The organism is Streptomyces canus (assembly GCF_041435015.1).
Classification (GTDB): Bacteria; Actinomycetota; Actinomycetes; order Streptomycetales; family Streptomycetaceae; genus Streptomyces; species Streptomyces canus_G.
Genome location: NZ_CP107989.1, coordinates 2598604 through 2619348, shown reverse-complemented (window position 1 = coordinate 2619348; position 20745 = coordinate 2598604). Strand labels below are relative to the sequence as shown.

Below are 20745 nucleotides of genomic sequence, written 5' to 3'. Positions count from 1 at the left end.
TCGGTGAACACCCGCACGCGCGCGTGCGTATGTCTCCTCAACCGCCCGCGGCACGGGGAAGGCGGGCCGCGGGGACTACGTGAGGAACCACCGATGAACGACCGAATTACTCCTCCGATGCACGCTCTTCCCGACGGTGAGGCCGAGATCTCCCTGGTGGTGCGGCTGCCGTGGGAGGACGTGGCCAGGCTCGGTCAGGAGGCCGGACGGCTGGCCTCGCAGATGCAGCGGCCGGTGACGCTCGACGAGGCGGTGAGCAACCGGCTCAGGACCACGCGGCCCGCCTCGCACGCCAAACCGGCGGGTGAGCAGCCGGCCGCGATGCCCGCCAGCACCAGCGCCTCCGTCTCGGCGCTGCCGCCCAGGCCGCCGGCCGACCAGGCCCGCCAGGCCATCGAACGGATCAACGGAACGGCGTAGCCGTCAGGAGGCCCGCACCTTCGCGGCGGCCTTCCTGGCCGCCACCAGCACCGGATCCCACACCGGGCTGAACGGCGGCGCGTACCCCAGGTCCAGGGCCGTCATCTGCTCCACCGTCATCCCCGCCGTCAGGGCCACCGCGGCGATGTCGACCCTCTTGCCCGCGCCCTCTCTCCCGACGATCTGCACGCCGAGCAGCCGCCCTGTGCGGCGCTCGGCGAGCATCTTCACCGTCATGGGGGAGGCGCCCGGGTAGTACCCGGCCCGGCTGGTGGACTCGATCGTGACCGACACGAACTGGAGGCCCACCCGGCGCACGTCCTTCTCGCGCAGGCCGGTGCGGGCGATCTCCAGGTCGCAGACCTTGCTGACGGCGGTGCCGACGACCCCGGGGAAGGTGGCGTAGCCGCCGCCGACGCCCGTGCCGATGACCTGGCCGTGCTTGTTGGCGTGGGTGCCCAGCGCGATGTGCCGCTCCTGCCCCGAGACCAGGTCGAGAACCTCGACGCAGTCGCCGCCCGCCCAGATGTTCTCGTGGCCGCGCACCCGCATCGCCAGGTCCGTCAGGAGACCCCCGTGGCTGCCCAGCGGCAGACCGGCCGCCCGCGCGAGCGTCGTCTCCGGGCGTACGCCGATGCCGAGCACCACCACGTCCGCCGGGTACTCGGCGTTCTCCGTGGCCACCGCCCGCACCCGGCCGTCCTCGCCCGTGAGCACCTTGGTCACTGCGGCGTCGTCGACCATGGTGATGCCCAGACCCTCCATGGCCTCGTGCACCAGGCGGCCCATGTCCGGGTCGAGCGTGGACATGGGCTCGCTGCCCCGGTTGACCACCGTCACCTCGTAGCCGCGGTTGATCAGCGCCTCGGCCATCTCCACACCGATGTAACCGGCGCCCACCACCACTGCCTCGCGGCCACGCGCGTGTGCCAGCGTGTCGATGAGCGCCTGCCCGTCGTCGAGCGTCTGCACCCCGTGCACACCGGGAGCGTCGACTCCCGGCATGTCCGGGCGGATCGGGCGGGCGCCGGTAGCGATCACGAGTTTGTCGTACGACGTCCAGGACTCGGCCCCCGACTCGAGGTCACGCGCGCGTACCCGCTGTCGGTCGACGTCGATCTCCATGACCTCGGTGCGCATGCGCAGATCGATGTCACGGGCCCGGTGCTCCTCGGGCGTCCGGGCGATCAACTGCTCCGGCTCGGTGACGTCCCCGCCCACCCAGTACGGGATGCCGCAGGCCGAGTAGGAGGTGAAGTGGCCCCGCTCGAACGCCACGATCTCCAGTTCGTCGGGGCCCTTCAACCGGCGTGCCTGCGACGCCGCGGACATCCCCGCGGCGTCGCCGCCGATCACTACCAGACGTTCCCTCGAGTCCCGCGTACGGCTCATGTTCATGCGAACACGCTACGAGGGCGGGGCATTTCAGTCCCGCTCGCCCCGCTCCTGCTCCCGCCCCGGTTCCGGAACGGGACGTGCCATGGGCAGCGGGCCCAGAGCGGTCGAGGCGGCCGCGGGCGCCGGCCGGCGCGGCAGCCGGGGCCGGATCAGCCGCAGCCACACCAGCACGATCAGCGCGATCCCCGCCAGGAACGGCAGCACCGCCGCCAGCGCCACCACGACCCAGCGCAGCATGGTCACGAACGCGTCCCAGCCGCCCGCGAGCGCGTCGACGACGCCGGGGTCGTCGTCCTTCTCGGCCTTGACGACGGGCGACTCGGACAGGGACAGGGTGATGGTGGCCAGGCTCGTGCGGTCCTTCAGGGACGCCTGGCGGGCGAGCAGCGACTCCAGGTCGGCCTGACGGGTGCTCAGTTCGCCCTCCAGGGTCACCACGTCGCTCAGCCTGGTCGCCTTGTCCATCAGCTCCCGGATCCGCGCCACACTCGCGCGCTGCGTCGCGATCCGGCTCTCCACGTCGACGACCTGGTCGGTGACGTCCTGCGCGTTCGCCGTGCGCTCCAGGAGCTTGCCCGCGCCCTCCAGGTCGGCGAGGACCTCGTCGTACTTCTCGACGGGTATCCGCAGCACCACCTCCGTCTGCTCCTGGCCCTCCTCGTCGCGCGAGGTGGACTCCTTGCCGACGAACCCGCCCGCGTTCTCGGTGGTGGTGCGGGCCGCGGCGAGCGCCTTGGGCACGTTCTTGACCTGCACGGTCAGCGTGGCGGTGCGGATGATGTGGTTCACCGCGGGCTGGGGTGCGGCGGTGGCTTGCTTGCCGCCCGCGCCGGCCTCGGCGCCGGCCGCGCCCTCCGCGTCGGCCTGCAAGGCGGCCTTGTCGTCCTTGGTGAGGCTGCTGCCGTCGCTGCCGGAGTCGCCGCCCGCGCTGCACCCGGTCAGCGCGAGGGCCGCGGCCAGCAGGAGCCCGGCGAGTGCCTGGACGGGACGTACCGAGCTTCGTGTACGGCGTGAACGTGATGTGCGCATGGGCGTCCCCCCGAGGGTCGTGAACAACTGACGCTCCTTCGACGCCGGAGTGGGTGCGAACGTTGGACTTCGGTGGTTCCGATGCGGTCACGGTCGGGACTCGTGAAGGACACCGGGCCGCCGTCGCACTGTCAGTGGGGTCTGAGAGGCTGGGGCCATGAGCGGATCACGGGTCGTCGTCATCGGAGCCGGCATCGCGGGACTGGCCGCGGCGCATCGGCTGGCGCAGCGCGGTGCGCACGTCACCGTGCTAGAGGCGTCCGACCGGGTGGGCGGCAAGCTGCTGCCCGGCGAGATCGCGGGCGCGCGCGTCGACCTCGGCGCCGAGTCGATGCTGGCCCGCAGGCCGGAGGCGGTGGCCCTGGCGCGCGAGGTGGGCCTCGGCGACCGCCTTCAGCCGCCCGCCACCGCGAGCGCCTCGATCTGGACCCGCGGCGCCCTGCGCCCCATGCCCAAGGGCCACGTCATGGGCGTCCCCGGCACCGCCGAGGCCCTGGCCGGAGTGCTGTCCGGTGAGGGCCTCGCCCGCATCGAGCAGGACGCGGAGCTGCCCCGCACGGAGGTCGGCGACGACGTGGCGGTCGGTGAGTACGTGGCGGCGCGCCTGGGCCGCGAGGTCGTCGACCGCCTCATCGAACCCCTCCTCGGCGGGGTCTACGCGGGCGACGCGTACCGCATCTCGATGCGCTCGGCGGTCCCGCAGCTCTTCCAGGTCGCCAGGACCCACACCTCGCTCACCGAGGGCGTCCGCGAGATCCAGGCGAGGATGGCCGCAGGCAACCAGCAGACCGGCCCGGTGTTCATGGGTGTCCGCGGCGGTGTGGGCACCCTCCCGCTCGCCGTCGCCGACTCGGTCCGCGCGCGCGGCGGCGAGATCGTCACCGGCGCCCCGGTGACCGAGCTGCGCCGCGAGCCGTCCGGTGGCTGGAGGGTCGTCGCCGCGGACCGCGTCCTGCACGCCGACGCCGTGATCGTCGCCGCCCCCGCCCCGGCCGCCGCGGGTCTCCTGCGCGCCGAGGCCCCCGAGGCCGCCACCGAGCTCGACACCGTGGAGTACGCCTCCATGGCCCTGGTCACCCTCGCCTACCGCCGCTCCGACACCGCCCTGCCCGCCGGCAGCGGATTCCTGGTCCCGCCGGTCGACGGCCGCACCATCAAGGCGTCCACCTTCGCCTCCCAGAAGTGGGGCTGGATCGCCGACGAGAACCCGGACGTCGTCGTCCTGCGCACCTCCGTCGGCCGCCATGGCGAGACGAAGATCCTCGAGCGGGACGACACCGCCCTGGTGGACGTCTCCCGCCACGACCTGCGCGAGGCCACCGGGCTGGACGCCACCCCCCTCGAAACCCGCGTCACCCGCTGGACCGACGGCCTGCCCCAGTACCCCGTCGGCCACCACGCGCGCGTGGCCCGCATCCGTGAGCATGTCGCCAAACTTCCGGGCCTCGCGGTGTGCGGCGCGCACTACGACGGCGTCGGCATCCCGGCCTGCATCGCGAGCGCCTACGCGGCGGTGGACCAGATCCAGGGCGACCTGACCGCCGTCCGGGAGCTGACCGCCAACCCGGTGCAGAGTCTGCACGGCGGAGCGGGAGAATAGGGCCCATGAGCAACGACGCCCCCACCCCCGAGTCCGGCAGGGTCCCGAACAAGGGCAAGCTGGCCAAGGACCTCAACGAGGTCATCCGTTACACGCTCTGGTCCGTCTTCAAGCTGAAGGACGTGCTCCCCGAGGACCGCACGGGTTACGCCGACGAGGTCCAGGAGCTGTTCGACCAGCTCGCCGCCAAGGACGTCACGATCCGCGGCACCTACGACGTGTCCGGCCTGCGCGCCGACGCCGACGTCATGATCTGGTGGCACGCGGAAACCAGCGACCAGCTCCAGGAGGCGTACAACCTCTTCCGCCGCACCAAGCTGGGCCGCGCGCTGGAGCCGGTCTGGTCGAACATGGCTCTGCACCGCCCCGCCGAGTTCAACCGCTCGCACATCCCGGCGTTCCTGGCGGACGAGAACCCCCGCGACTACGTGAGCGTCTACCCGTTCGTGCGGTCGTACGACTGGTACCTCCTCCCCGACGAGGACCGTCGCCGCATGCTCGCCGACCACGGCAAGATGGCCCGCGGCTACCCGGACGTCCGCGCCAACACGGTCGCCTCCTTCTCCCTCGGCGACTACGAGTGGATCCTGGCGTTCGAGGCCGACGAGCTCTACCGCATCGTCGACCTCATGCGCCACCTGCGCGCCTCGGAGGCGAGGATGCACGTCCGCGAGGAGGTCCCGTTCTACACGGGCCGCCGCAAGGAGATCGCCGAGCTCGTGGCGGGCCTCGCCTGATCAGCCGGCGGGTGCGACGGCCGCCTTCCGAGAGCTGCCCTTCGACTTCGACTTCGGCTTCGGCGTGGGCTCGGGGTGCGGGGCGCATGCGGCGCGCCGCACCGGGAGGCGTCCCTCCAGCAGGTAGGCGTCCAGGTATCCGTTGACGCAGGGATTCGGGCCGCCCGCGATGCCGTGCGTGCCCGCGTCCCGCTCGGTCACCAGCACCGAGCCGGACAGTCGCCGGTGCAGCTCCAGGGCGCCGGCGTACGGAGCCGCCGCGTCCCTCTCGGCCGCCAGAATCAGCGTCGGCGGCAGCTCACCGGGCCCGGTCCGCACATCGAGGGCCCGCTGCCGCGGCGGGACCCAGTACGCGCAGGGCAGGTTCATCCACACGTTGTCCCATGTCTCGAACGGCGCCACCCGCGCCAGCCGTGTGTTGTCCCGGTCCCACACCTTCCAGTCCGTCGGCCAGGGCGCGTCGTTGCACTCGACGGCCGTATAGACGGCGTTGGAGTTCTCCGCCTCCTTCGCCGCCTCCTGATGCGGCCCGGCCTGCTGGATCAGCGGCTTGGGATCGCCCTTGAGGTACGCCGACAGGGCCTGTGCCCGATGCGGCCAGAAGTCGTCGTAGTACCCGGCCGACAGGAACGCCCCCTGCAGCTCCCCGGGCCCGACCTTCCCCCCGGCCGGCTCGGCGGCCAGCCGCGCCGCCGCCTTCTCGTAGCTGCGCAGCACCTCCTCGGCCGTGTCCCCGAGCCCGTACACGTCGTCGTGCCCGGCGATCCACTCCCGGAAGTCCGCCCAGCGTTCCTCGAACGCGGCCGACTGGTCCAGGTTGTTGCGGTACCAGATCTGCTCCGGGTCCGGGTCCACTGCCGCGTCGAAGACCATCCGCCGTACATGCGAGGGGAACAGCGTCGCGTACAGCGCGCCGAAGTAGGTCCCGTACGAGGCCCCCACGAACGTCAGCTTCCGCTCGCCCAGCGCCGCCCGCAGCACGTCCAGGTCGCGGGCGTTGTTGAGGGAGGTGTAGTACCGGAGAGCCGCGCCCGCCCGGTTCGCACACCCGCGCGCGTACACCTTCGCCTGCGCGATGCGTTCCTTCTTATACGACAGCGAGGGGTGCGTCGGTGTCTGCGTGGGCGCCTTCAGGTACTGCTTGGGGTCCGTGCAGGACAGCGGCGCCGAACGGCCCACCCCGCGCGGTGCGTAGCCGACGAGGTCGTACGCCGCCGCGAGCCGCTTCCACTCGGGGAGCGCGCCGACCAGCGGGAAGTACATGCCGGAGGCGCCGGGACCGCCGGGGTTGTAGACCAGGGCGCCCTGCCGGGGCACCCTGCGCTTGCTGTTGTGCTCGTCCTTGTGGGTGGCCCGCACCCGGCTGACGGTCAGCGTGATCTGTCGGCCGTCGGGGCGCGCGTAGTCGAGCGGGACGGACACCGTGCCGCACTGGACGCTGTCGGGCAGGTCCTCCGCCGCGGGGCAGGTGCCGAAGCGGACTCCCGCCGTCCCGGCGCGCGCGGCGGCGATCGCGGTGCCGTGGAGTTCCGCCGCGCCCGGGGCGGCCGGAGCGCCCCCGGCCGGTGCGGCGGCGAGCGTGGTCAGAAGCAGTGACCCGGCGGCCGTGTAGAGGGCGGGGGCTCTCATCGGTATCCCTTCGGTGCGCGGCAGCGACAAAAGGGATGTTTCGTTCGACTGCGGGGGAAGGCAAGCACCGCACCGCCGGTGTCGGCCCCAATGCCTCCGTGCGCCCCCGGATGAGCTCAGTCGCGCCCGTGCGGCCGGCGGTGCTCCTCGCCGTGTCCGTCGGGCCGTTCTCCTCGCCACTCCTCACGAGGACGCCCCTGGCGCTGCTCCCGGTGGGCGAAGGCCGCGCGCAGATCCGGTTCCCCCACCGCGCTGATGCCGCGTACGGCGACGGAGGTGAGATACGTCCGCTCGTCCGTGCCGCCGGTGCGCCGGGTCAGGGCGCCGAGCAGCCGCTGGCCGGCCGGGGACGCCCAGCGTGAGTACGGGTGGACCTCCATCCGTGCGATGGCCAGACAGCTGAGGGAGAGCGCCAGCGGCAGCGCGAACCAGAGGGCGACCAGGTGCCGCGGCATCTCCGACGGGGCGGGCACGAGCAGCGCGATCGCGCCCAGCGCGACGACGGCCACCGAGGCCAGCCGTACCTGGCGGACCGCCGCCGCGATGCCGGACCGGGCGCCGTCGGACACGGCGAGGCCCGCGTCCACCAGCCGGTCGGCGATGCTGCGCACCGCGTCCGCCGAGGCCGCGTCCGCGCGCACCGGCGCGATCCGGGACTGCCCCTCGGGGCCGATGGCCCCGATGACCGTGCGTTCCATCTCGTCCCGCCCCCGCGGATCGACGACGGTTGCCCAGCCGGTGTGGGCCAGCAGCAGCCGTCGCTGCCGGGCCATGGAGACGAGCGTCAGATCGGCGACCCGCCGCGGGCCGCCCGACAGGAACGCGGCCTCGTACAGCGTCAGATCGTGTCTCCGGGCATCCGCGTCGGCGGCCGCCGCGTGTACGGCGGCCAGGCACAGCCGCGTACACGCGGTGCCGGCGGCGGCCCAGGCCAGCAGCAGAAGAAGAACCCAGAACATGCCGCGTTTCTATGCCAAAGGCTCCCGGCGACGCCATGGGCTGTTCACAATCCGGACGGAGTGTTGTCGGTGTGTGACGTTCCGTTTGTCCGGAAGCGGACTACGACGGGACGGGGACCGGGGGCGGGCTGGAGGCGGCCGGGGGCAGAGTGAAGGTCGTGGCGTACGGCGACGGGGTGACCGGAACGACCGCGCCCGGGTCGGTCGTCGGGCCTGGAGGAGCAGGGGAGTTGGTGATCGGTGGCGTGCTGCCGGTGGCCATGTCCCGGGCCAGGGCGCCGAAGTCGACGTACCCGGTGGCCTCCAGGATCTTGATGTGGTCCAGCACGGTGGTGTTGGCGTCGTCGGCCAGGGCGCGGACCAGGGAGTTCTGGGTGCTCGCGCGCACCTGAGCGACAACGGAGAACACCCTGCCGTGCGCGAGACGCAGGATGTTGGCGAACTGGCGGTCGTAGTCGACGCCCTGGGCCTGGTTCAGGGTGTCGAGCCACTGCTTCTGCTGATCGCTGGGCTCGTTGGGCAGGGTGAGTCCGAGCTTCGACGCCACGTCACGCACGCGTGCGTCGAGGAACGTGTGCCCCTCGACCAGATGCTGCCCCGCCGTTCGTACGGCCTGCGTCGTGCCCTTCTGCTCCGCCTGCTGACCCGCGGGCAGCTCCCACAGCCCCGCCAGCCGCACCTTCGTGACGAACTCCCGGTCCAGTGCGGAGAGCGGCCCGTACGGCGTCGTCACGGTCCCGGCGTTGAGCACGCTCAGTCCCGTGCCGGAGCGGTCGGCATAGGACCAGATCGGGATGAGCAGGGCCACGAGGGTCGCCGTGAGTCCGGCGATGATGACCCCGGTGCCGGAGATGATGCCTCGCCCCTTGACGGGCGGTCGCGGTCGCATGGTGCCTCCTGTTGCGGCACCGCACGCTAGTGGGATTCAGGTGCGGGATTGACATATTACTGCCGGGTCCGTGGAGGTCGTATGTCGGCTGCGGGCCGGTGGGGGCCGGTCGCGCCCCGCGGGGAGCCGCAGATCGATGCAGCCCCGCGCCCCTGGGTGGGTTGCGGTCGCTGTCGGCCGCCATGCCTGCGCGATCCGACGCCCGCGGCGGCATCCCGCCCGGGTGCCCGGCCGCCGGCGAGGGCGGATACGCGGCCGCGCGCGCCGCCTGCACACCTGCGCGGGCGAGGGCGTCACCCACCTCCGGGCACCCGCACCCTCAGTGCCGCAGCAACACCCTCCGCGTGGCCCGGGCCAGCCGCACCGCCGGCCTCCGGGACCCCGGCGTGGGCCCCGACCGCTCCAGCCACCACTCCCGCAACTCCCGTCGCACCCTCGCGTCCGCCAACCCCCCGCTCAGCAGCAGCTGTTCGGCGAAGCTCAGCGCGTCCCGCCGATACCCGTCCGTCATCGGCGCCCCCTGCGCATACGCCAGGAACGCCGGCCGATAGCCCGTCCCGAGGATCACCGGCAGTTCGGGTGCGACCTTCGCCACCACATCCGCCCGCTTTCCCGCGAGCGCCCGCGCCTGCACCCCCAGCCGCACCCGGTCGAACCCCTCCGGCACCGGAGTCCCCGCCACGAGCGCGGACAGCAGCGCGGTCTGGGCGAGGGCGAGCCGCTGACGGGCGGGGTCGGTCGAGACGCTCGACGGCTCCACGGGGGCGCCGGCGCGCCACGCGCCGTCGGCCCGTGCCCCGCCGCCCTTCTCCACCGCCTCCTCAATGGCCACCAACTCCCGCGCCAGTTCGCCCGGTTCGGGGAAGTTCTCGTCCCGCTCCAGCAGCACCCCCGGCGGCGAGATGCGGGACGTGAGGTCGGTGAGGATGTCGAGAACGGGCCGCGGCACCGGGTGGGCATGGCTGTCGTGCCACACCCCGTCCCGCTCGAAGCCGCCCGCGACATGGACGTACGCGATGGCCTCCAGAGGGAGCCCGGCAAGTGCCTCCGCCGGGTCCTCGCCGCGGTTGACGTGGTTGGTGTGCAGGTTGGCCACGTCGATCAGCAGCCGTACCCCGGTCCGGTCCGCGAGGTCGTACAGGAACTGCCCCTCGGTCATCTCCTCGCCCGGCCACGAGATCAGCGCGGCGATGTTCTCCACGGCGAGCGGCACCGGCAGCGCGTCCTGCGCGATGCGGATGTTCTCGCAGAGGACGTCGAGGGCGTCCCGGGTGCGCGGGACAGGCAGCAGGTGGCCGGCCTCCAGTCGGGGGGAGGCGGTCAGCGGGCCGCCCGCGCGAACGAACGCGATGTGCTCGGTGACCAGCGGCGAGCCCAGCGCCTCGGCCCGCTCTGCGAGAGCGAGGAGCCGCCCCGCGTCGGGCCGGTCGGCGCCGCCGAGGCCGAGCGAGACGCCGTGCGGCACGACGGTCACCCCGCGCTCGCGCAGCCGGCGCAGCGACTCGGGGAGGTGCCCGGGGCACAGGTTCTCGGCCACGACCTCGACCCAGTCGATGCCCGGCATCCGCTCCACGGCGTCCGCGATCTCCGGCCGCCATCCGATACCCGTCCCCAGTCGCTCCATGGTCCGTCCCCTCCTCGGCCTCTCCCGCATCCGCTCCGGTCGCCGTCCGCTCGGCGTGACGGAGGTATGGCCCCGGACTCCGGACCCGAACCGTGCCCGGGTGACCTTCAGAGCAACATTTGAGGTTCGACCCCACACGGCCGACGACCTCACCTGCGGTCCAGGCCGAGCAGCCGCAGCGTCTCCTCCGCGAACTCCAGCGCGGGCACGACCCACGGCCGCCGGGAGCCGTCTGGTCCTGGGGCCGCGTCTGTGGGTCCCGGCCCAGCGGCCGCCGCGTCTCTTCCGCGCCCTTCAGCGCGGGTGTGGACTCCGACCCACGCCTGGCGACATCACATGCGATGCGCGGTCACACCTGCGGGTCCCGGCCCAGCAGCCGTCGCGTTTCCTCCAGCGGCCGGGCCTGGTCCGCGTCCTTCAGCGTGGGTGTGGCCCCCGGCCCGCGGTCGGCGGGAGTTGTCTGGTCCGGGGCCACGTCTGCGGGTCCCGGCCCAGCGGCCGCCGCGTTTCCTCCAGCGGCCGGGCCTGGTCCGCGTCCTTCAGCGTGGGTGTGGCCCCCGGCCCGCGGCCGCCGGGAGCCGTCTGGTCCGGGGCCACGCCTGCGGCTCCCGGCCCAGCAGCCGCCGTGTCTGCTCCAGCGGCCGGGGCTGGTCCGCGGGCTTCGGCGCGGGTGTGAACTCCGGCCCGCAGCCGCCGGTGGTGTCACCTGCCGGTTCCGGGCCACGCCTGCGGGTCCCGGCCGAGTAGTCGTAGCGTCTCCTCCAGTGGCCCGGCCCCCTCCGCGACCTTCAGCGCGGGCGCGAACGCGAAGCCCGGGCCGCGGACGGCGGGGTCCGTCGGAACGCGTCGGGCCACGGACAGGGCCGCGGTGAGCACCTCGTCCGTCAGGAGGAGGCGCACACCGAGCGTGGCCGCCGCGTCCCACGCGTGCACCACGTAGTCGACGAAGTGAAAGCCGATCGCCGTGCGGCCGGGAAACCCTCCGCCCAGCTCCGGCAGCACGAACTCCCGCTCGAGAACGCCCGGTTCGGCGAACGCTGCGAGCACCGCGTCCGCAGCCGCCCGATGCGCACGGGCAGGCTCGGCCGCCCCCTCCGGTTCCCGCCAGTACCCCGGATCGCCGCCCACGCCCCGGGCGGCGGCCGCGAACCCGTGGTGCTGGGCGGTCATGTGCGCCACCAGCCGCCGCAGGTTCCACCCCGAGCAGGGGGTGTCCCGCTCCCAGTCCCCGTCGTCGCCGTCCCGGGCCGACTCCACGACCCGCGAAGCCTCCTGTACGGCGGTCCGGTCCAGCTCGACGACATCCATCAGCGCTCCTCGGTGATCAGGTCCAGGGCGTACGCCCACACGGCATCGGGGTCGAACTCCTCGAACTCTCGCCGGGCCGACCGAAGTTCACCGCGTCCGCGATGCGCACGCACGATCCGCACGTGGTCGGGGCGCCCGGTGAACTCCTTCAGTCCCCGCTCGTCGGCCCACACGGACACGGACCCGGAGCGCCGGCGCAGAGGATCCGCGAACAACCACATCCCCACCGCGCCGGGTGTCGACGGCCAGGTGCGGCGCAACCGCATCCCGGCCAGCGCGACGGCGACGGACTGCCCGTAGCCGTGGGCGGTGAAGTCGGTGACAGCGACGAGCGCGAAGTCGTCGAGCGGGAGGGCCGGACCGGACTTCCACCGGGAGCGAAGGACGCGTCGTCGAGGAGTATCCATGGCCCGACCCTAAAACTAAACGAACGATCGTGCTACTAGTTTCCCCGCGAAATCCCCGAGTGCGTCAGGGGTCAGGTTCGCAGCCGTGACGCGATGCCCCGCCGGGCCCTGACGTAGGGCGTCGAGTCGCCGTGCAGCACCGACATCGCGTTCGCCGTCTCCATCAACGCGACGACTTCGAAGGCGAGTTGTGCCGGGTCGGTGTCCGCGCTCAGCTCACCCGCGGCCCGTGCCCGCTCGGCGCACCTCTCCAACTCGGCGAGCCAGGCACGCTGGGCCTCGACGAGCGCGTCGTGGACCGGCCCCTCGCGGGCGTCGAACTCGGCCATCACGCCGTAGAAGAAACACCCCCCCGGGAAGACCCGCTCCTGCGAATACCGGAGCCAGCCCTCGCACAGCCCCCGCAGCCGGTCGACCCCCTCGGTCGCTTCGGCGGCCGGATCCAGCACCTCGGCGACGAAGATCCGCGAGGCCTCCCGCACGGTCGCCAGCTGCAGCTCCTGCTTGGATCCGAACAGAGCGAACACCCCGCTCTTGCTCAGTTCCAGCTCCCCGGCCAGCCGCCCCACGGACAAGGCCTCCAGTCCCTCGACCGAGGCGATGTCGACGGCCCGCCGCAGCACTGCCCGCCGGGTGCGGTTGCCCCGCTCGACGCGCCCATCGACCCGGGTCATCGCAGCGCCGGATGGTCCGCGACGACCGTGCAGGAGCCCGGTGCGATCTCGGTGAAACCAGCGTCACGGACCAACGGCAGTCCGCCGGCGGTGAGTTCACCCCACCGCGCGGGATCCGCGGCCCGTACGGCGAGCGGGAACCCGGCGACCCGCCAGGCGGCCCGCTCCTCGTCCGACAGTTCCCACCAGGCCAGTTGGGCGCCGTGACCGGCCTGAGCCATCGCCTTGCCCGCCGACATGTCGAGGTCCGGATTGAGCCACAGGACAGGAGCCGTCACGTCCGCGGCCGGCGGCGGTTCGGGGTCGTCGAGGTCGGTGCCGGAAACCTGGAGCCTGGCCAGATCCTTCGGCCAGCCGTCGAGCGGCACCGGCGGGAACACCCGTACCTCCGCCGACTTCCCCCTCACGGTGATCCCGGGCAACCCTTCGGCCCGCCTCCACTCGGCGCCTCGCGCCCGCCGTACGACCTTCCGGATCCGGGCGTCCTGCCAGTCCCGCACCACCTCGGCCCACTCCCCGTCGCCGACGGAACGCTCGTCGCTGAGCAGGACGAGAACGGCGCGGGCGGCGGTCTCGAGAGCGTCGGTGCGAGCAGGCGGAGCCGTCTTCTCGATACGGACGACCAGGGGCAGCACGAACTGGGGTGCCTGGTCGCGTACGGTCGGCTCGGAACGGAAGGGGCTGTCGGTCGAGGGCGTCACGTCGTGGCTCACCCGGACAACCCTAAGGTCACCCGGAGCAGGCCGTACGCTGAGCCTCCTGCCACTCGCAGACCGGGCACAGGGTGATCCCCTTGTACGACTCCGGATACTCCGTCGGCTTCCGGCACAGCACGCACTCCGCATACGGCGGCCCGTCGGCGACCGGGGGCTTCGGCACGTTGCCGATCGTGCAGTAGTCCTCGCTCATACCTCCAGCCTAGGACCCGATCAGCTCGGACACCTTCACGAACCGGAACCCCCGCTCGCGCAGCTCCGGCACCACCGCCCGCACCACCCGCTCCGTCGTCGGCGCGGCACTGCGCGTGCAGTGCATGACCACGACCGACCCCGGCCGCACCCCCTCCAGCACCTGTCGGGTCACCGCCTCCGCGTCCGTCGCGAACGCGTCCCCGCTCACCACGTCCCACTGGACGGCGGTCACGCCGACCGGGGTCAGCGCCTTGAGTGCCCGCCGGTCGTAGCACCCGCCGGGAAACCGGAAGTACGGCCTAGCGTCCGGCACCCCCGCCTTCCGGAACGCCGCGTACGCCCGCTCCACATCCGCTCGCATCCGGTCACCGGAGACCGTCGGCAGCCCGTAACAGTCGTCGGTGAAGGCGTAGTGGCTGTAGGAGTGGTTGGCGACCTCGAAGAGCGGGTCCCGCCCGAGGGATCGGGCCTGCTCCGGATACTGCTCGGCCCACCGCCCGGTCATGAACACGGTGGCCGGCACCTTCAGTGTCCGCAGGGCCGCGATCAGCCCGGGATTGTCGAAGTGCTCGCCTGCTGCCGCCCGCGCCCCCTGGTCCGCCGTCATGTCGGCGTCGAAGGTGAGCGCGACGGTCCTGCCGTGCGTACGGGACCCGTTCTTGAAGACGGGGGTCAGGCCCCCGGGGCCGGGGGCGAGAGTCGGGGGCGCGGAAGGAGCCGTGGTGGTCGCGGAAGGTACCGGGCGGACCGGCTGCGGCGTGGCGGCGCAGGCGGTGAGGGCGGCGCTGAGGACACAGGCGGCGGTGACGCGTCGTACAAGAGTGATCACCGTATGAAAATAGGGCAAATTGTCCTATTTAAGTTTCACCTCGGCCGCAACGTCACCCGCTCAGATGTCCCGCCGTTCCAGTGGCTTGGTCGCCGGCCCCTGGATCACCTCGCCGTTCGTGTCGAAGCGGGAGCCGTGGCAGGGGCATTCCCAGGCGTCCTCGGCCCCGTTGAAGGAGACCAGGCAGCCGAGGTGGGTGCAGCGCGGGGAGACGGCGTGCAGGGCGCCTTCGTCGTCCCGGTACACCGCGAGACGGTCGCCGTTCACCCGGACGACCGCGCCCTCCCCGGGCGGGAGGGACTCCAGCGGGGGCGAGGGACGCAGCCGGTCGCCGACGAAGTGGCGGGCCACCTGTGCCTGGTTCTTGAGGAAGGACGGGGCCTCGCGGACCGCCGAGCGCAGGCGGCGCGGGTCGTACAGGTCGCTCCACGCGCAGTTCTCGCCGGTGATCTGCGCCGTGAGCAGGCGGCCCGCCATGATTCCGCCGCTCAGGCCCCAGCCGCCGAAGCCGGTGGCGACGTAGGTGTGCCTGGCGCCCGGGTGCAGGGGGCCGACGAGCGGCACGGTGTCCGTGGGGTCGTTGTCCTGAGTGGCCCAGGCGTGGGTGAGGTCCACGTCGGGGAAGTGCCGGGAAGCCCAGGCGCCCAGGTGGTCGAAACGGCTGCGGGTGTCGCCCGTGCCGGGCGTGAAGTGCTCGCCGGTGACGATGAGCAGGCGCCGGTCGGCGTCCCAGGGAGCCGTACGGACCGAGCGGGTGCCCTCCTCCGGCGTGATGTACATACCGTCCGGATCCCGTTCCCGGTCGATCGTCCCGGCGACGACCAGCTCGCGGCGCGGCGAGAGCCGGGTGAACAGGAGGGCACGGTCGAAGATCGGATAGTGGGTGGCGACCACGACGTCCCGGGCCGTCACCGTCGCCCGCGTGTCGGTCGTCAGGCGGCACGGCTCGCCCTCTTCGAGGCCCAGAACGGCCGTGTGCTCGTGCACGGCCGCACCGGAGGCGACGAGGTCCTCGGCCAGGGCCAGCAGATACCTGCGCGGATGGAACTGCGCCTGCCCGGTCACCCGCACCGCGCCCGCCACGGGGAACGGCAGCCCGGTCTCCTTCACGAACGAAGCCGGGAGCCCCGCCTCCCGGGCGGCCGCCGCCTCGGCCCGCAGCTCGTCGGCGCGGCTCGGGTCACGGACGTAGGTATAGGCACTGCGCCGCTCCCAGTCGCAGTCGACCCCGAGCTCGTCCGCGATCCCGGCGGCCCGCTCGATCGCCTCGCTCTGCGAGCGGGCGTACAGCCGGGCGCCCTCGGGGCCACGGGTGCGGCGCAGCTTGTCGTAGATCAGTGTGTGCAGGGCGGTCAGCTTGGCGGTGGTGTGCCCGGTGACCCCCGCGGCCACCTGTCCGGCCTCCAGGACCGCCACCCGGCGCCCGGCCCGCGTCAGTTCCCACGCCGTGCTGAGCCCGGCGATGCCGGCGCCGATCACGGCCACGTCGACGTCAAGGTCCTCGGTCAGCGGCGACCGGGGTCCGCCGGGCGCTGTCTCCAGCCAGTACGAGCCCTTGACGTGCCGGTTCTCGCTCATGCGCCCCGAGTACCCCGGTATTCACCGTTCGAGCAGCGGGTCCAACTCCGACAGGTGTTCGAGGAGGAGTCGGCTGACCGCCCAGTCGCGGGACCAGCACTTTGCCGCCGGGTACCCGCAGCAGCTCTCGCCGGGCGAGGTCGCCACCGGTCGTGGGACCTTCTTCGTCGTGCTGCCCTTCGCGTCCTTCTTCGGGGGCCCTTCCGGTCCGGGTCCGGCCCCTCGATCCTGCGCCGAGGGGCCGGGGCGCGCCGTCGTGCGGGACGGCTACCGGCGCCAGGGGCCCGTCACCGCGAAGGTCGTCCCGGGCGTGTAGCAGTTGACGTACATCGTCTGCCCGTCGGGGGAGAAGGTGACGCCCGCGAACTCGCCCCACTCCGGTGCCTCGGGCGTGCCGATGTTCTGCCTCCCGCGGGCCATGGCGTACACCTCGCCGTGCCGCGTCACGCCGAAGACGTGCTGGGCGCCGCTGCCGTCCTCGCACACCATCAGACCGCCGCTGGGCGCGAGGCAGATGTTGTCCGGGGACTCGCCGGGCAGCTGGATGTCGGTGTCCGGACCGAAGACGATCACCAGGGTGAGGCGGCGCGCCGAGGGGTCGTAGCGCCAGATCTGCCCGTAGTGGTCGGCGGCCGAACCGTCGGCGCTGTGCGCGAACGACGAGACGAAGTAGACGCTCTTCCCGCCCCAGTAGCAGCCCTCCAGCTTCTGGGCGTGGGTGATGCCCTTCGGGCCGAAGTCCTGGAGCCGGACCGGGGTTTCGGTGGCCAGCGGGTCCGGTACGTCGACCCACTCGATGCCCTCGAAGCAGGCGCCGGTCTCCTGCACCACGGACAGGTCGGGTACGCCGGGCACCCGCATCGCCTGGAGCCGGCCGCCCGCGCGCAGTGAACCGAGGCCGCCCTCGGGCCTGTTGGGCAGGAAGCGGTAGAAGAGACCGAAGGGCTTGAGGAAGGCGTCCTCTGTCTCGTAGACGATGCCGCGTTTCGGGTCGATCGCGATGGCCTCGTGCTGGAAGCGGCCCATCGCGGTCAGCGGTACGGCACCGGAGCGGTGCGGGTCGACCGGGTCGACCTCGAAGATGAAGCCGTGGTCCTTCGCGTAGCCGTTGGTGCCGGCCTTGTCCTCGGTCTCCTCGCAGGTCAGCCAGGTGCCCCAAGGAGTGTGCCCGCCCGCGCAGTTGACGGCGGTGCCGGCGATGGCGACCCGCTCGGACAGCACGTTGTTGCGGGAGTCCAGCGTGAGGGCCGTACAGCCGCCCTTGCCCGCCGGGTCGTAGGTGAGGCCCTCGACGGTGGGGACGGCGATGGCCGCGGTGGGGCGGTTCTCGTGGTTGCGGACCAGGTGGACGCGACCGTGTCTGCCGGGCAGCGCGGTCATGCCGTCGTGGTGGGAGGGGACTTTGCCCTCGCCGGAGCGGAGCGGGTCGCCCTCGCGGGACAGGACCTTGTAGCGGAAGCCCTTCGGCAGGTCCAGCAGGCCCTTCGGGTCCGGGACGAGGGGGCCGTAGCCGGTGTGGCCGAGGGACTGGGCGGCGGCGGTGCCGGCGAAGAGTTCGGAGAGGGCACCGGTGAAGGCGATGCCCACGCCCAAGGCGCCGGAGCGGGCCAGGACCTGACGTCGTGTTGCGGACATGGCGGAGCAACCTTCCTGCTGGCGGACAGGACTGTGACGTCGCTGTGTCTATCACCTGGGTCGGCCCGCGGGAACCACGCGCGTAGCGTGTCCCCGCCCGTCACGTGCCGGTCGGGTGCTCCTGAGCCCTCTCCAGGAAGCGCAGCAGCTCCACCGGGAAGGGCAGGACGAGCGTCGAGTTCTTCTCGGCGGCCACCGCCACGACCGTCTGCAGCAGCCTGAGTTGGAGCGCGGCCGGCTGCTCGGACATCTGCTCGGCGGCCTCCGCGAGCTTCTTCGAGGCCTGGAGTTCGGCGTCGGCGTTGATGATCCGGGCCCGGCGCTCACGGTCGGCCTCGGCCTGCCGGGCCATCGACCGCTTCATCGCGTCCGGCAGCGACACATCCTTGATCTCGACCCGGTCCACCTGCACGCCCCAGCCGACGGCCGGGCTGTCGATCATCAGCTCCAGACCCTCGTTGAGTTTCTCGCGGTTGGACAGCAGGTCGTCCAGCTCGCTCTTGCCGATGATCGAACGGAGCGAGGTCTGGGCCATCTGGGAGACGGCGAACTTGTAGTCCTCGACCTTGACCAGGGCGCTCGCGGCGTCGACGACACGGAAGTAGACGACCGCATCCACGCGCACCGTCACGTTGTCCCGGGTGATGCCCTCCTGGGCCGGCACCGGCATCGTGACGATCTGCATGTTCACCTTGTGCAGCCGGTCCACGAACGGCACGATCACCGTGAACCCGGGCTCGCGCACCTCACCCGCGAGCTGCCCGAGGCGGAAGACCACCCCGCGCTCGTACTGCTTGACGACCCGGGCCGCCGCCGTGAGGTAGACGAACCCCGCGGCACCGGCCGCCACGGCCGCCGTCAACAGTTCCTGGAGCATTCCGACCTCCTCGTCCAGAGGTCCGTATGTCTACTCCTGTAACGATATGCCCGGTGCCTGGTCCGGGGCCACGATCGGCCCCGGACCAGGCGGGGAGTGCTACGGAGCGGTGGCCTTCACCGGCTCGGGCTCGGTGACCCGGACCGGTTCGGTGCCGACCGCGCTGTGCCGCTCGGCCCAGTTCTCCAGCGCCGTACGGCAGGCGTGGTCCAGGTGGTGCAGACCGGAGAGGTCGAGCTCCACGGGCCGGTCCTGGGGCAGCGACTCCAGGCTGTCGAGGATCTTCGGCAGCCGCAGGAAGGTCGCGTTGCCCGACAGATGGGCCTGGATGGGGCCCGCGCCCTTGTCGATGATCTCCAGCTTGAGGTGCGAGGCCTCCCAGGCGGTCTTGACGACCGACAGGGCCAGACCGATCAGCACGCCCTCGAACATGTTCACCGCGACGATCGAGATCGCCGTGACCACCAGGATCAGCGCCTCACCGCGGTGGCCCCGCCACAGCGACACGATCTCCCGGAAGGGGATCAGCTTGAAGCCCGCGTGGACCAGGATGCCGGCGAGCGCGGGCAGCGGGATCAGTGCCAGCGTCGAGGGCAGCAGGGCCGCGAACAGCAGCAGCCACACGCCGTGCATGACCCGCGAGGCCTTGGTCTTCGCGCCCGCCTGGACGTTGGCCGAGCTGCGCACGATGACCGCGGTCATGGGCAGGGCGCCGAGCGCGCCGCAGACCGCGTTGCCCGCGCCCTGGGCCATGAGCTCCTTGTCGTACTCGGTGCGCGGACCGTCGTGCAGCCGGTCCACCGCGGCGGCGCTGAACAGGCTCTCGGCGGAGGCGATCAGAGTGAAGGCGAGGATGGTGCCGAAGATCGCCGGGTTGGCCAGCTCGCCGAACGCCTCGCTGCCGGGCGGCTGGATGGACGCCAGCAGGCCGTTCACCTCGACGGTGGCGATCGACAGGCCGAAGACCCGGGTGACCAGGGTGGCCAGCAGGACCGCGGCGAGCGCGCCCGGCACGGTCTGCGCCTTCTTGGGCAGCTTCTTCCACAGCACCATGACCGCCACGGTGCCCGCGCCGACGGCGAGCGAGGCAAGGGCCGTGGTGCTGCCGAGCGCGTCGAGGGCGGCACCGGGCAGCCCCACGATCTTGTCGATGCCGGAGGTGGGCGCCTTCAGGCCGGCCGCCGAGTACAGCTGGCCGGCGATGAGCACGAGGCCGATTCCGGCCAGCATGCCCTCGACGACCGAGACGGATATCGCCCGGAACCAGCGCCCCAGCTTGAGGGCGCCCATGGCGAGCTGGAGCACTCCGGCGGACAGCACGATCACACCGAGGGCGGGCAGCCCGAACTCGTTGACCGCCTCGAAGACGAGGACGGTCAGACCGGCGGCCGGGCCGGAGACCTGGAGGCTGCTGCCCCGCATGAATCCGGTGACCAGACCGCCGACGATGCCGGTGACCAGGCCGAGTTCGGCCGGCACGCCGGAGGCGACGGCCACGCCCACGCAGAGCGGGAGCGCGACCAGGAACACGACCAGGGAGGCGGCGAAGTCCTGCCGCAGGTGAGGGTATTTGGTCATCATGGCGATCACAGGCCCTCGAACGCGTCGGACTCGGTGCGGTGGACGCGCACCGCGCCCGTGTGCACCTCGTAGTACCAGGCGTGCAGGGTCAGTTGTTCTTCCGCCAGCTTCTTGTCGATGAAGGGGTACGACCGCAGGCGCAGTACCTGGGCCAGGACGTGGCTCTGCACGCCGTCGGCCACGGCCGGGTCCTCGGCCGCGCCCGCGGGACGCGGGGTGGCGTGATGGAGCCAGTCGCGCACGGCCGGTACGGCGTCCAGGTCGTCGCCGCGCACCAGGGCGCCGACGGCACCGCAGTGCGAGTGTCCGCAGACCACGATGTCGCGGACGCCCAGCACCTCCACGGCGTACTCGATGGTGGCCGCCTCGCTGGTGGGGTGCTCGGAGGCGTACGGGGGGACGATGTTGCCCGCGGTGCGCAGCTCGAAGAGCTCGCCCGGGCGGGCGCCCGTGATCAGGGCCGGGACGACCCTGGAATCCGAGCAGGTGATGAACAGAACCTGGGGGGACTGGCCTTCGGCCAGCTGGGCGAACTCCTCAGGGCGCTGTCCGAACGTACGGGCGTTGTCGATGAGGGGCTGCATGTGGTGACTCCTCCTGGCGCGCAATGGGGGCGCGTCGGGCTTACCTGGCGCGCATTGAGGGCGCGTCGGCTTACAT

Annotated in this window: 22 protein-coding genes; 3 read left to right on the top strand and 19 right to left on the bottom strand. The window is 72.3% G+C overall.

What is annotated here, in order from left to right; all coding sequences use genetic code 11:
* Positions 1-93 precede the first annotated feature (93 nt).
* Positions 94-420 carry a hypothetical protein gene (locus OG841_RS11635; protein WP_266558137.1) on the top strand — a complete coding sequence of 109 codons (327 nt, stop codon included), beginning with the start codon at positions 94-96 and terminating at the stop codon, positions 418-420.
* A 3-nt stretch (positions 421-423) separates the two neighbouring features.
* Here OG841_RS11635 and OG841_RS11630 read toward each other — a convergent pair whose 3' ends face one another.
* Both OG841_RS11630 and OG841_RS11625 read right to left on the bottom strand, forming a co-directional pair.
* On the bottom strand, positions 424-1818 hold the full coding sequence (locus tag OG841_RS11630; protein ID WP_328641473.1) for an FAD-dependent oxidoreductase: 1395 nt from the start codon (positions 1816-1818) through the stop codon (positions 424-426).
* A 27-nt stretch (positions 1819-1845) separates the two neighbouring features.
* Positions 1846-2847: a DUF4349 domain-containing protein gene (locus OG841_RS11625; protein WP_371564786.1), complete on the bottom strand. Its 1002-nt coding sequence runs from the start codon at positions 2845-2847 to the stop codon at positions 1846-1848.
* A 157-nt stretch (positions 2848-3004) separates the two neighbouring features.
* Between OG841_RS11625 and hemG the strand changes: the two genes are divergently transcribed.
* Together hemG and hemQ are read left to right on the top strand one after the other, a co-directional pair.
* Positions 3005-4447, top strand: a complete 1443-nt coding sequence (hemG, locus tag OG841_RS11620) for a protoporphyrinogen oxidase (protein WP_371564783.1) — start codon at positions 3005-3007, stop codon at positions 4445-4447.
* Positions 4448-4452: 5 nt separating this feature from the next.
* On the top strand, positions 4453-5184 hold the full coding sequence (hemQ, locus tag OG841_RS11615) for a hydrogen peroxide-dependent heme synthase (protein WP_328641476.1): 732 nt from the start codon (positions 4453-4455) through the stop codon (positions 5182-5184).
* On the opposite strand, the gene OG841_RS11610 is transcribed toward hemQ, so the two are convergent.
* The 17 genes from OG841_RS11610 to OG841_RS11530 all read right to left on the bottom strand — a co-directional run bounded on the left by OG841_RS11610 (position 5185) and on the right by OG841_RS11530 (position 20669).
* Complete coding sequence (locus OG841_RS11610) at positions 5185-6813, bottom strand: alpha/beta hydrolase (protein WP_371564780.1); 1629 nt, start codon at positions 6811-6813, stop codon at positions 5185-5187.
* 116 nt (positions 6814-6929) lie between these two features.
* Positions 6930-7772 (bottom strand): TIGR04222 domain-containing membrane protein, encoded by an 843-nt coding sequence (locus OG841_RS11605; RefSeq protein WP_365115487.1) that lies wholly within the window; start codon positions 7770-7772, stop codon positions 6930-6932.
* A gap of 100 nt (positions 7773-7872) precedes the next feature.
* A complete protein-coding gene (locus tag OG841_RS11600) occupies positions 7873-8661 on the bottom strand; it encodes a DUF4142 domain-containing protein (RefSeq protein WP_328641479.1) in 789 nt (262 codons plus the stop codon).
* 319 nt (positions 8662-8980) lie between these two features.
* Positions 8981-10285 carry a DUF692 domain-containing protein gene (locus OG841_RS11595; protein WP_328641480.1) on the bottom strand — a complete coding sequence of 435 codons (1305 nt, stop codon included), beginning with the start codon at positions 10283-10285 and terminating at the stop codon, positions 8981-8983.
* A 349-nt stretch (positions 10286-10634) separates the two neighbouring features.
* Complete coding sequence (locus tag OG841_RS11590) at positions 10635-10760, bottom strand: hypothetical protein (RefSeq protein ID WP_365115482.1); 126 nt, start codon at positions 10758-10760, stop codon at positions 10635-10637.
* A 227-nt stretch (positions 10761-10987) separates the two neighbouring features.
* Positions 10988-11593 carry a TIGR03086 family metal-binding protein gene (locus tag OG841_RS11585; RefSeq protein WP_371564775.1) on the bottom strand — a complete coding sequence of 202 codons (606 nt, stop codon included), beginning with the start codon at positions 11591-11593 and terminating at the stop codon, positions 10988-10990.
* A complete protein-coding gene (locus tag OG841_RS11580) occupies positions 11593-12000 on the bottom strand; it encodes a hypothetical protein (protein ID WP_365115478.1) in 408 nt (135 codons plus the stop codon). Before OG841_RS11580 ends, OG841_RS11585 begins: the two co-directional genes overlap by 1 nt.
* A gap of 71 nt (positions 12001-12071) precedes the next feature.
* Entirely contained in the window at positions 12072-12674 is a 603-nt protein-coding gene (locus tag OG841_RS11575) for a TetR/AcrR family transcriptional regulator (protein ID WP_371564772.1), read from the bottom strand.
* Entirely contained in the window at positions 12671-13387 is a 717-nt protein-coding gene (locus tag OG841_RS11570; RefSeq protein WP_365115474.1) for a peptidyl-tRNA hydrolase, read from the bottom strand. Before OG841_RS11570 ends, OG841_RS11575 begins: the two co-directional genes overlap by 4 nt.
* 16 nt (positions 13388-13403) lie before the next feature.
* Positions 13404-13583 (bottom strand): hypothetical protein, encoded by a 180-nt coding sequence (locus tag OG841_RS11565; protein WP_057611163.1) that lies wholly within the window; start codon positions 13581-13583, stop codon positions 13404-13406.
* 9 nt (positions 13584-13592) lie between these two features.
* Complete coding sequence (locus OG841_RS11560) at positions 13593-14414, bottom strand: polysaccharide deacetylase family protein (protein WP_328641485.1); 822 nt, start codon at positions 14412-14414, stop codon at positions 13593-13595.
* A gap of 60 nt (positions 14415-14474) precedes the next feature.
* Positions 14475-15992, bottom strand: a complete 1518-nt coding sequence (locus tag OG841_RS11555; protein ID WP_365115471.1) for an FAD-dependent oxidoreductase — start codon at positions 15990-15992, stop codon at positions 14475-14477.
* A 21-nt stretch (positions 15993-16013) separates the two neighbouring features.
* Positions 16014-16139: a hypothetical protein gene (locus OG841_RS11550; RefSeq protein WP_328641487.1), complete on the bottom strand. Its 126-nt coding sequence runs from the start codon at positions 16137-16139 to the stop codon at positions 16014-16016.
* A 120-nt stretch (positions 16140-16259) separates the two neighbouring features.
* Positions 16260-17627, bottom strand: a complete 1368-nt coding sequence (locus OG841_RS11545; protein WP_328641488.1) for a PhoX family protein — start codon at positions 17625-17627, stop codon at positions 16260-16262.
* Positions 17628-17727: 100 nt separating this feature from the next.
* A complete protein-coding gene (locus tag OG841_RS11540) occupies positions 17728-18504 on the bottom strand; it encodes a slipin family protein (protein ID WP_328641489.1) in 777 nt (258 codons plus the stop codon).
* 99 nt (positions 18505-18603) lie between these two features.
* On the bottom strand, positions 18604-20085 hold the full coding sequence (locus OG841_RS11535) for a SulP family inorganic anion transporter (RefSeq protein WP_371564763.1): 1482 nt from the start codon (positions 20083-20085) through the stop codon (positions 18604-18606).
* A 5-nt stretch (positions 20086-20090) separates the two neighbouring features.
* Positions 20091-20669: a carbonic anhydrase gene (locus OG841_RS11530; RefSeq protein ID WP_328641491.1), complete on the bottom strand. Its 579-nt coding sequence runs from the start codon at positions 20667-20669 to the stop codon at positions 20091-20093.
* Positions 20670-20745 lie beyond the last annotated feature (76 nt).

Excerpts from the sequence above, each read along its gene's own strand:
- OG841_RS11610 (WP_371564780.1), bottom strand. The coding sequence starts at position 6,813 with ATGAGAGCCCCCGCCCTCTACACGGCCGCCGGGTCACTGCTTCTGACC.
- hemQ (WP_328641476.1), top strand. The coding sequence starts at position 4,453 with ATGAGCAACGACGCCCCCACCCCCGAGTCCGGCAGGGTCCCGAACAAG.
- OG841_RS11635 (WP_266558137.1), top strand. The coding sequence starts at position 94 with ATGAACGACCGAATTACTCCTCCGATGCACGCTCTTCCCGACGGTGAG.
- OG841_RS11605 (WP_365115487.1), bottom strand. The coding sequence starts at position 7,772 with ATGTTCTGGGTTCTTCTTCTGCTGCTGGCCTGGGCCGCCGCCGGCACC.
- OG841_RS11530 (WP_328641491.1), bottom strand. The coding sequence starts at position 20,669 with ATGCAGCCCCTCATCGACAACGCCCGTACGTTCGGACAGCGCCCTGAG.
- OG841_RS11545 (WP_328641488.1), bottom strand. The coding sequence starts at position 17,627 with ATGTCCGCAACACGACGTCAGGTCCTGGCCCGCTCCGGCGCCTTGGGC.
- OG841_RS11580 (WP_365115478.1), bottom strand. The coding sequence starts at position 12,000 with ATGGATACTCCTCGACGACGCGTCCTTCGCTCCCGGTGGAAGTCCGGT.
- OG841_RS11625 (WP_371564786.1), bottom strand. The coding sequence starts at position 2,847 with ATGCGCACATCACGTTCACGCCGTACACGAAGCTCGGTACGTCCCGTC.
- OG841_RS11540 (WP_328641489.1), bottom strand. The coding sequence starts at position 18,504 with ATGCTCCAGGAACTGTTGACGGCGGCCGTGGCGGCCGGTGCCGCGGGG.
- OG841_RS11555 (WP_365115471.1), bottom strand. The coding sequence starts at position 15,992 with ATGAGCGAGAACCGGCACGTCAAGGGCTCGTACTGGCTGGAGACAGCG.
- OG841_RS11585 (WP_371564775.1), bottom strand. The coding sequence starts at position 11,593 with ATGGATGTCGTCGAGCTGGACCGGACCGCCGTACAGGAGGCTTCGCGG.
- OG841_RS11600 (WP_328641479.1), bottom strand. The coding sequence starts at position 8,661 with ATGCGACCGCGACCGCCCGTCAAGGGGCGAGGCATCATCTCCGGCACC.
- OG841_RS11575 (WP_371564772.1), bottom strand. The coding sequence starts at position 12,674 with ATGACCCGGGTCGATGGGCGCGTCGAGCGGGGCAACCGCACCCGGCGG.
- OG841_RS11595 (WP_328641480.1), bottom strand. The coding sequence starts at position 10,285 with ATGGAGCGACTGGGGACGGGTATCGGATGGCGGCCGGAGATCGCGGAC.
- OG841_RS11535 (WP_371564763.1), bottom strand. The coding sequence starts at position 20,085 with ATGATGACCAAATACCCTCACCTGCGGCAGGACTTCGCCGCCTCCCTG.
- OG841_RS11630 (WP_328641473.1), bottom strand. The coding sequence starts at position 1,818 with ATGAACATGAGCCGTACGCGGGACTCGAGGGAACGTCTGGTAGTGATC.
- hemG (WP_371564783.1), top strand. The coding sequence starts at position 3,005 with ATGAGCGGATCACGGGTCGTCGTCATCGGAGCCGGCATCGCGGGACTG.
- OG841_RS11565 (WP_057611163.1), bottom strand. The coding sequence starts at position 13,583 with ATGAGCGAGGACTACTGCACGATCGGCAACGTGCCGAAGCCCCCGGTC.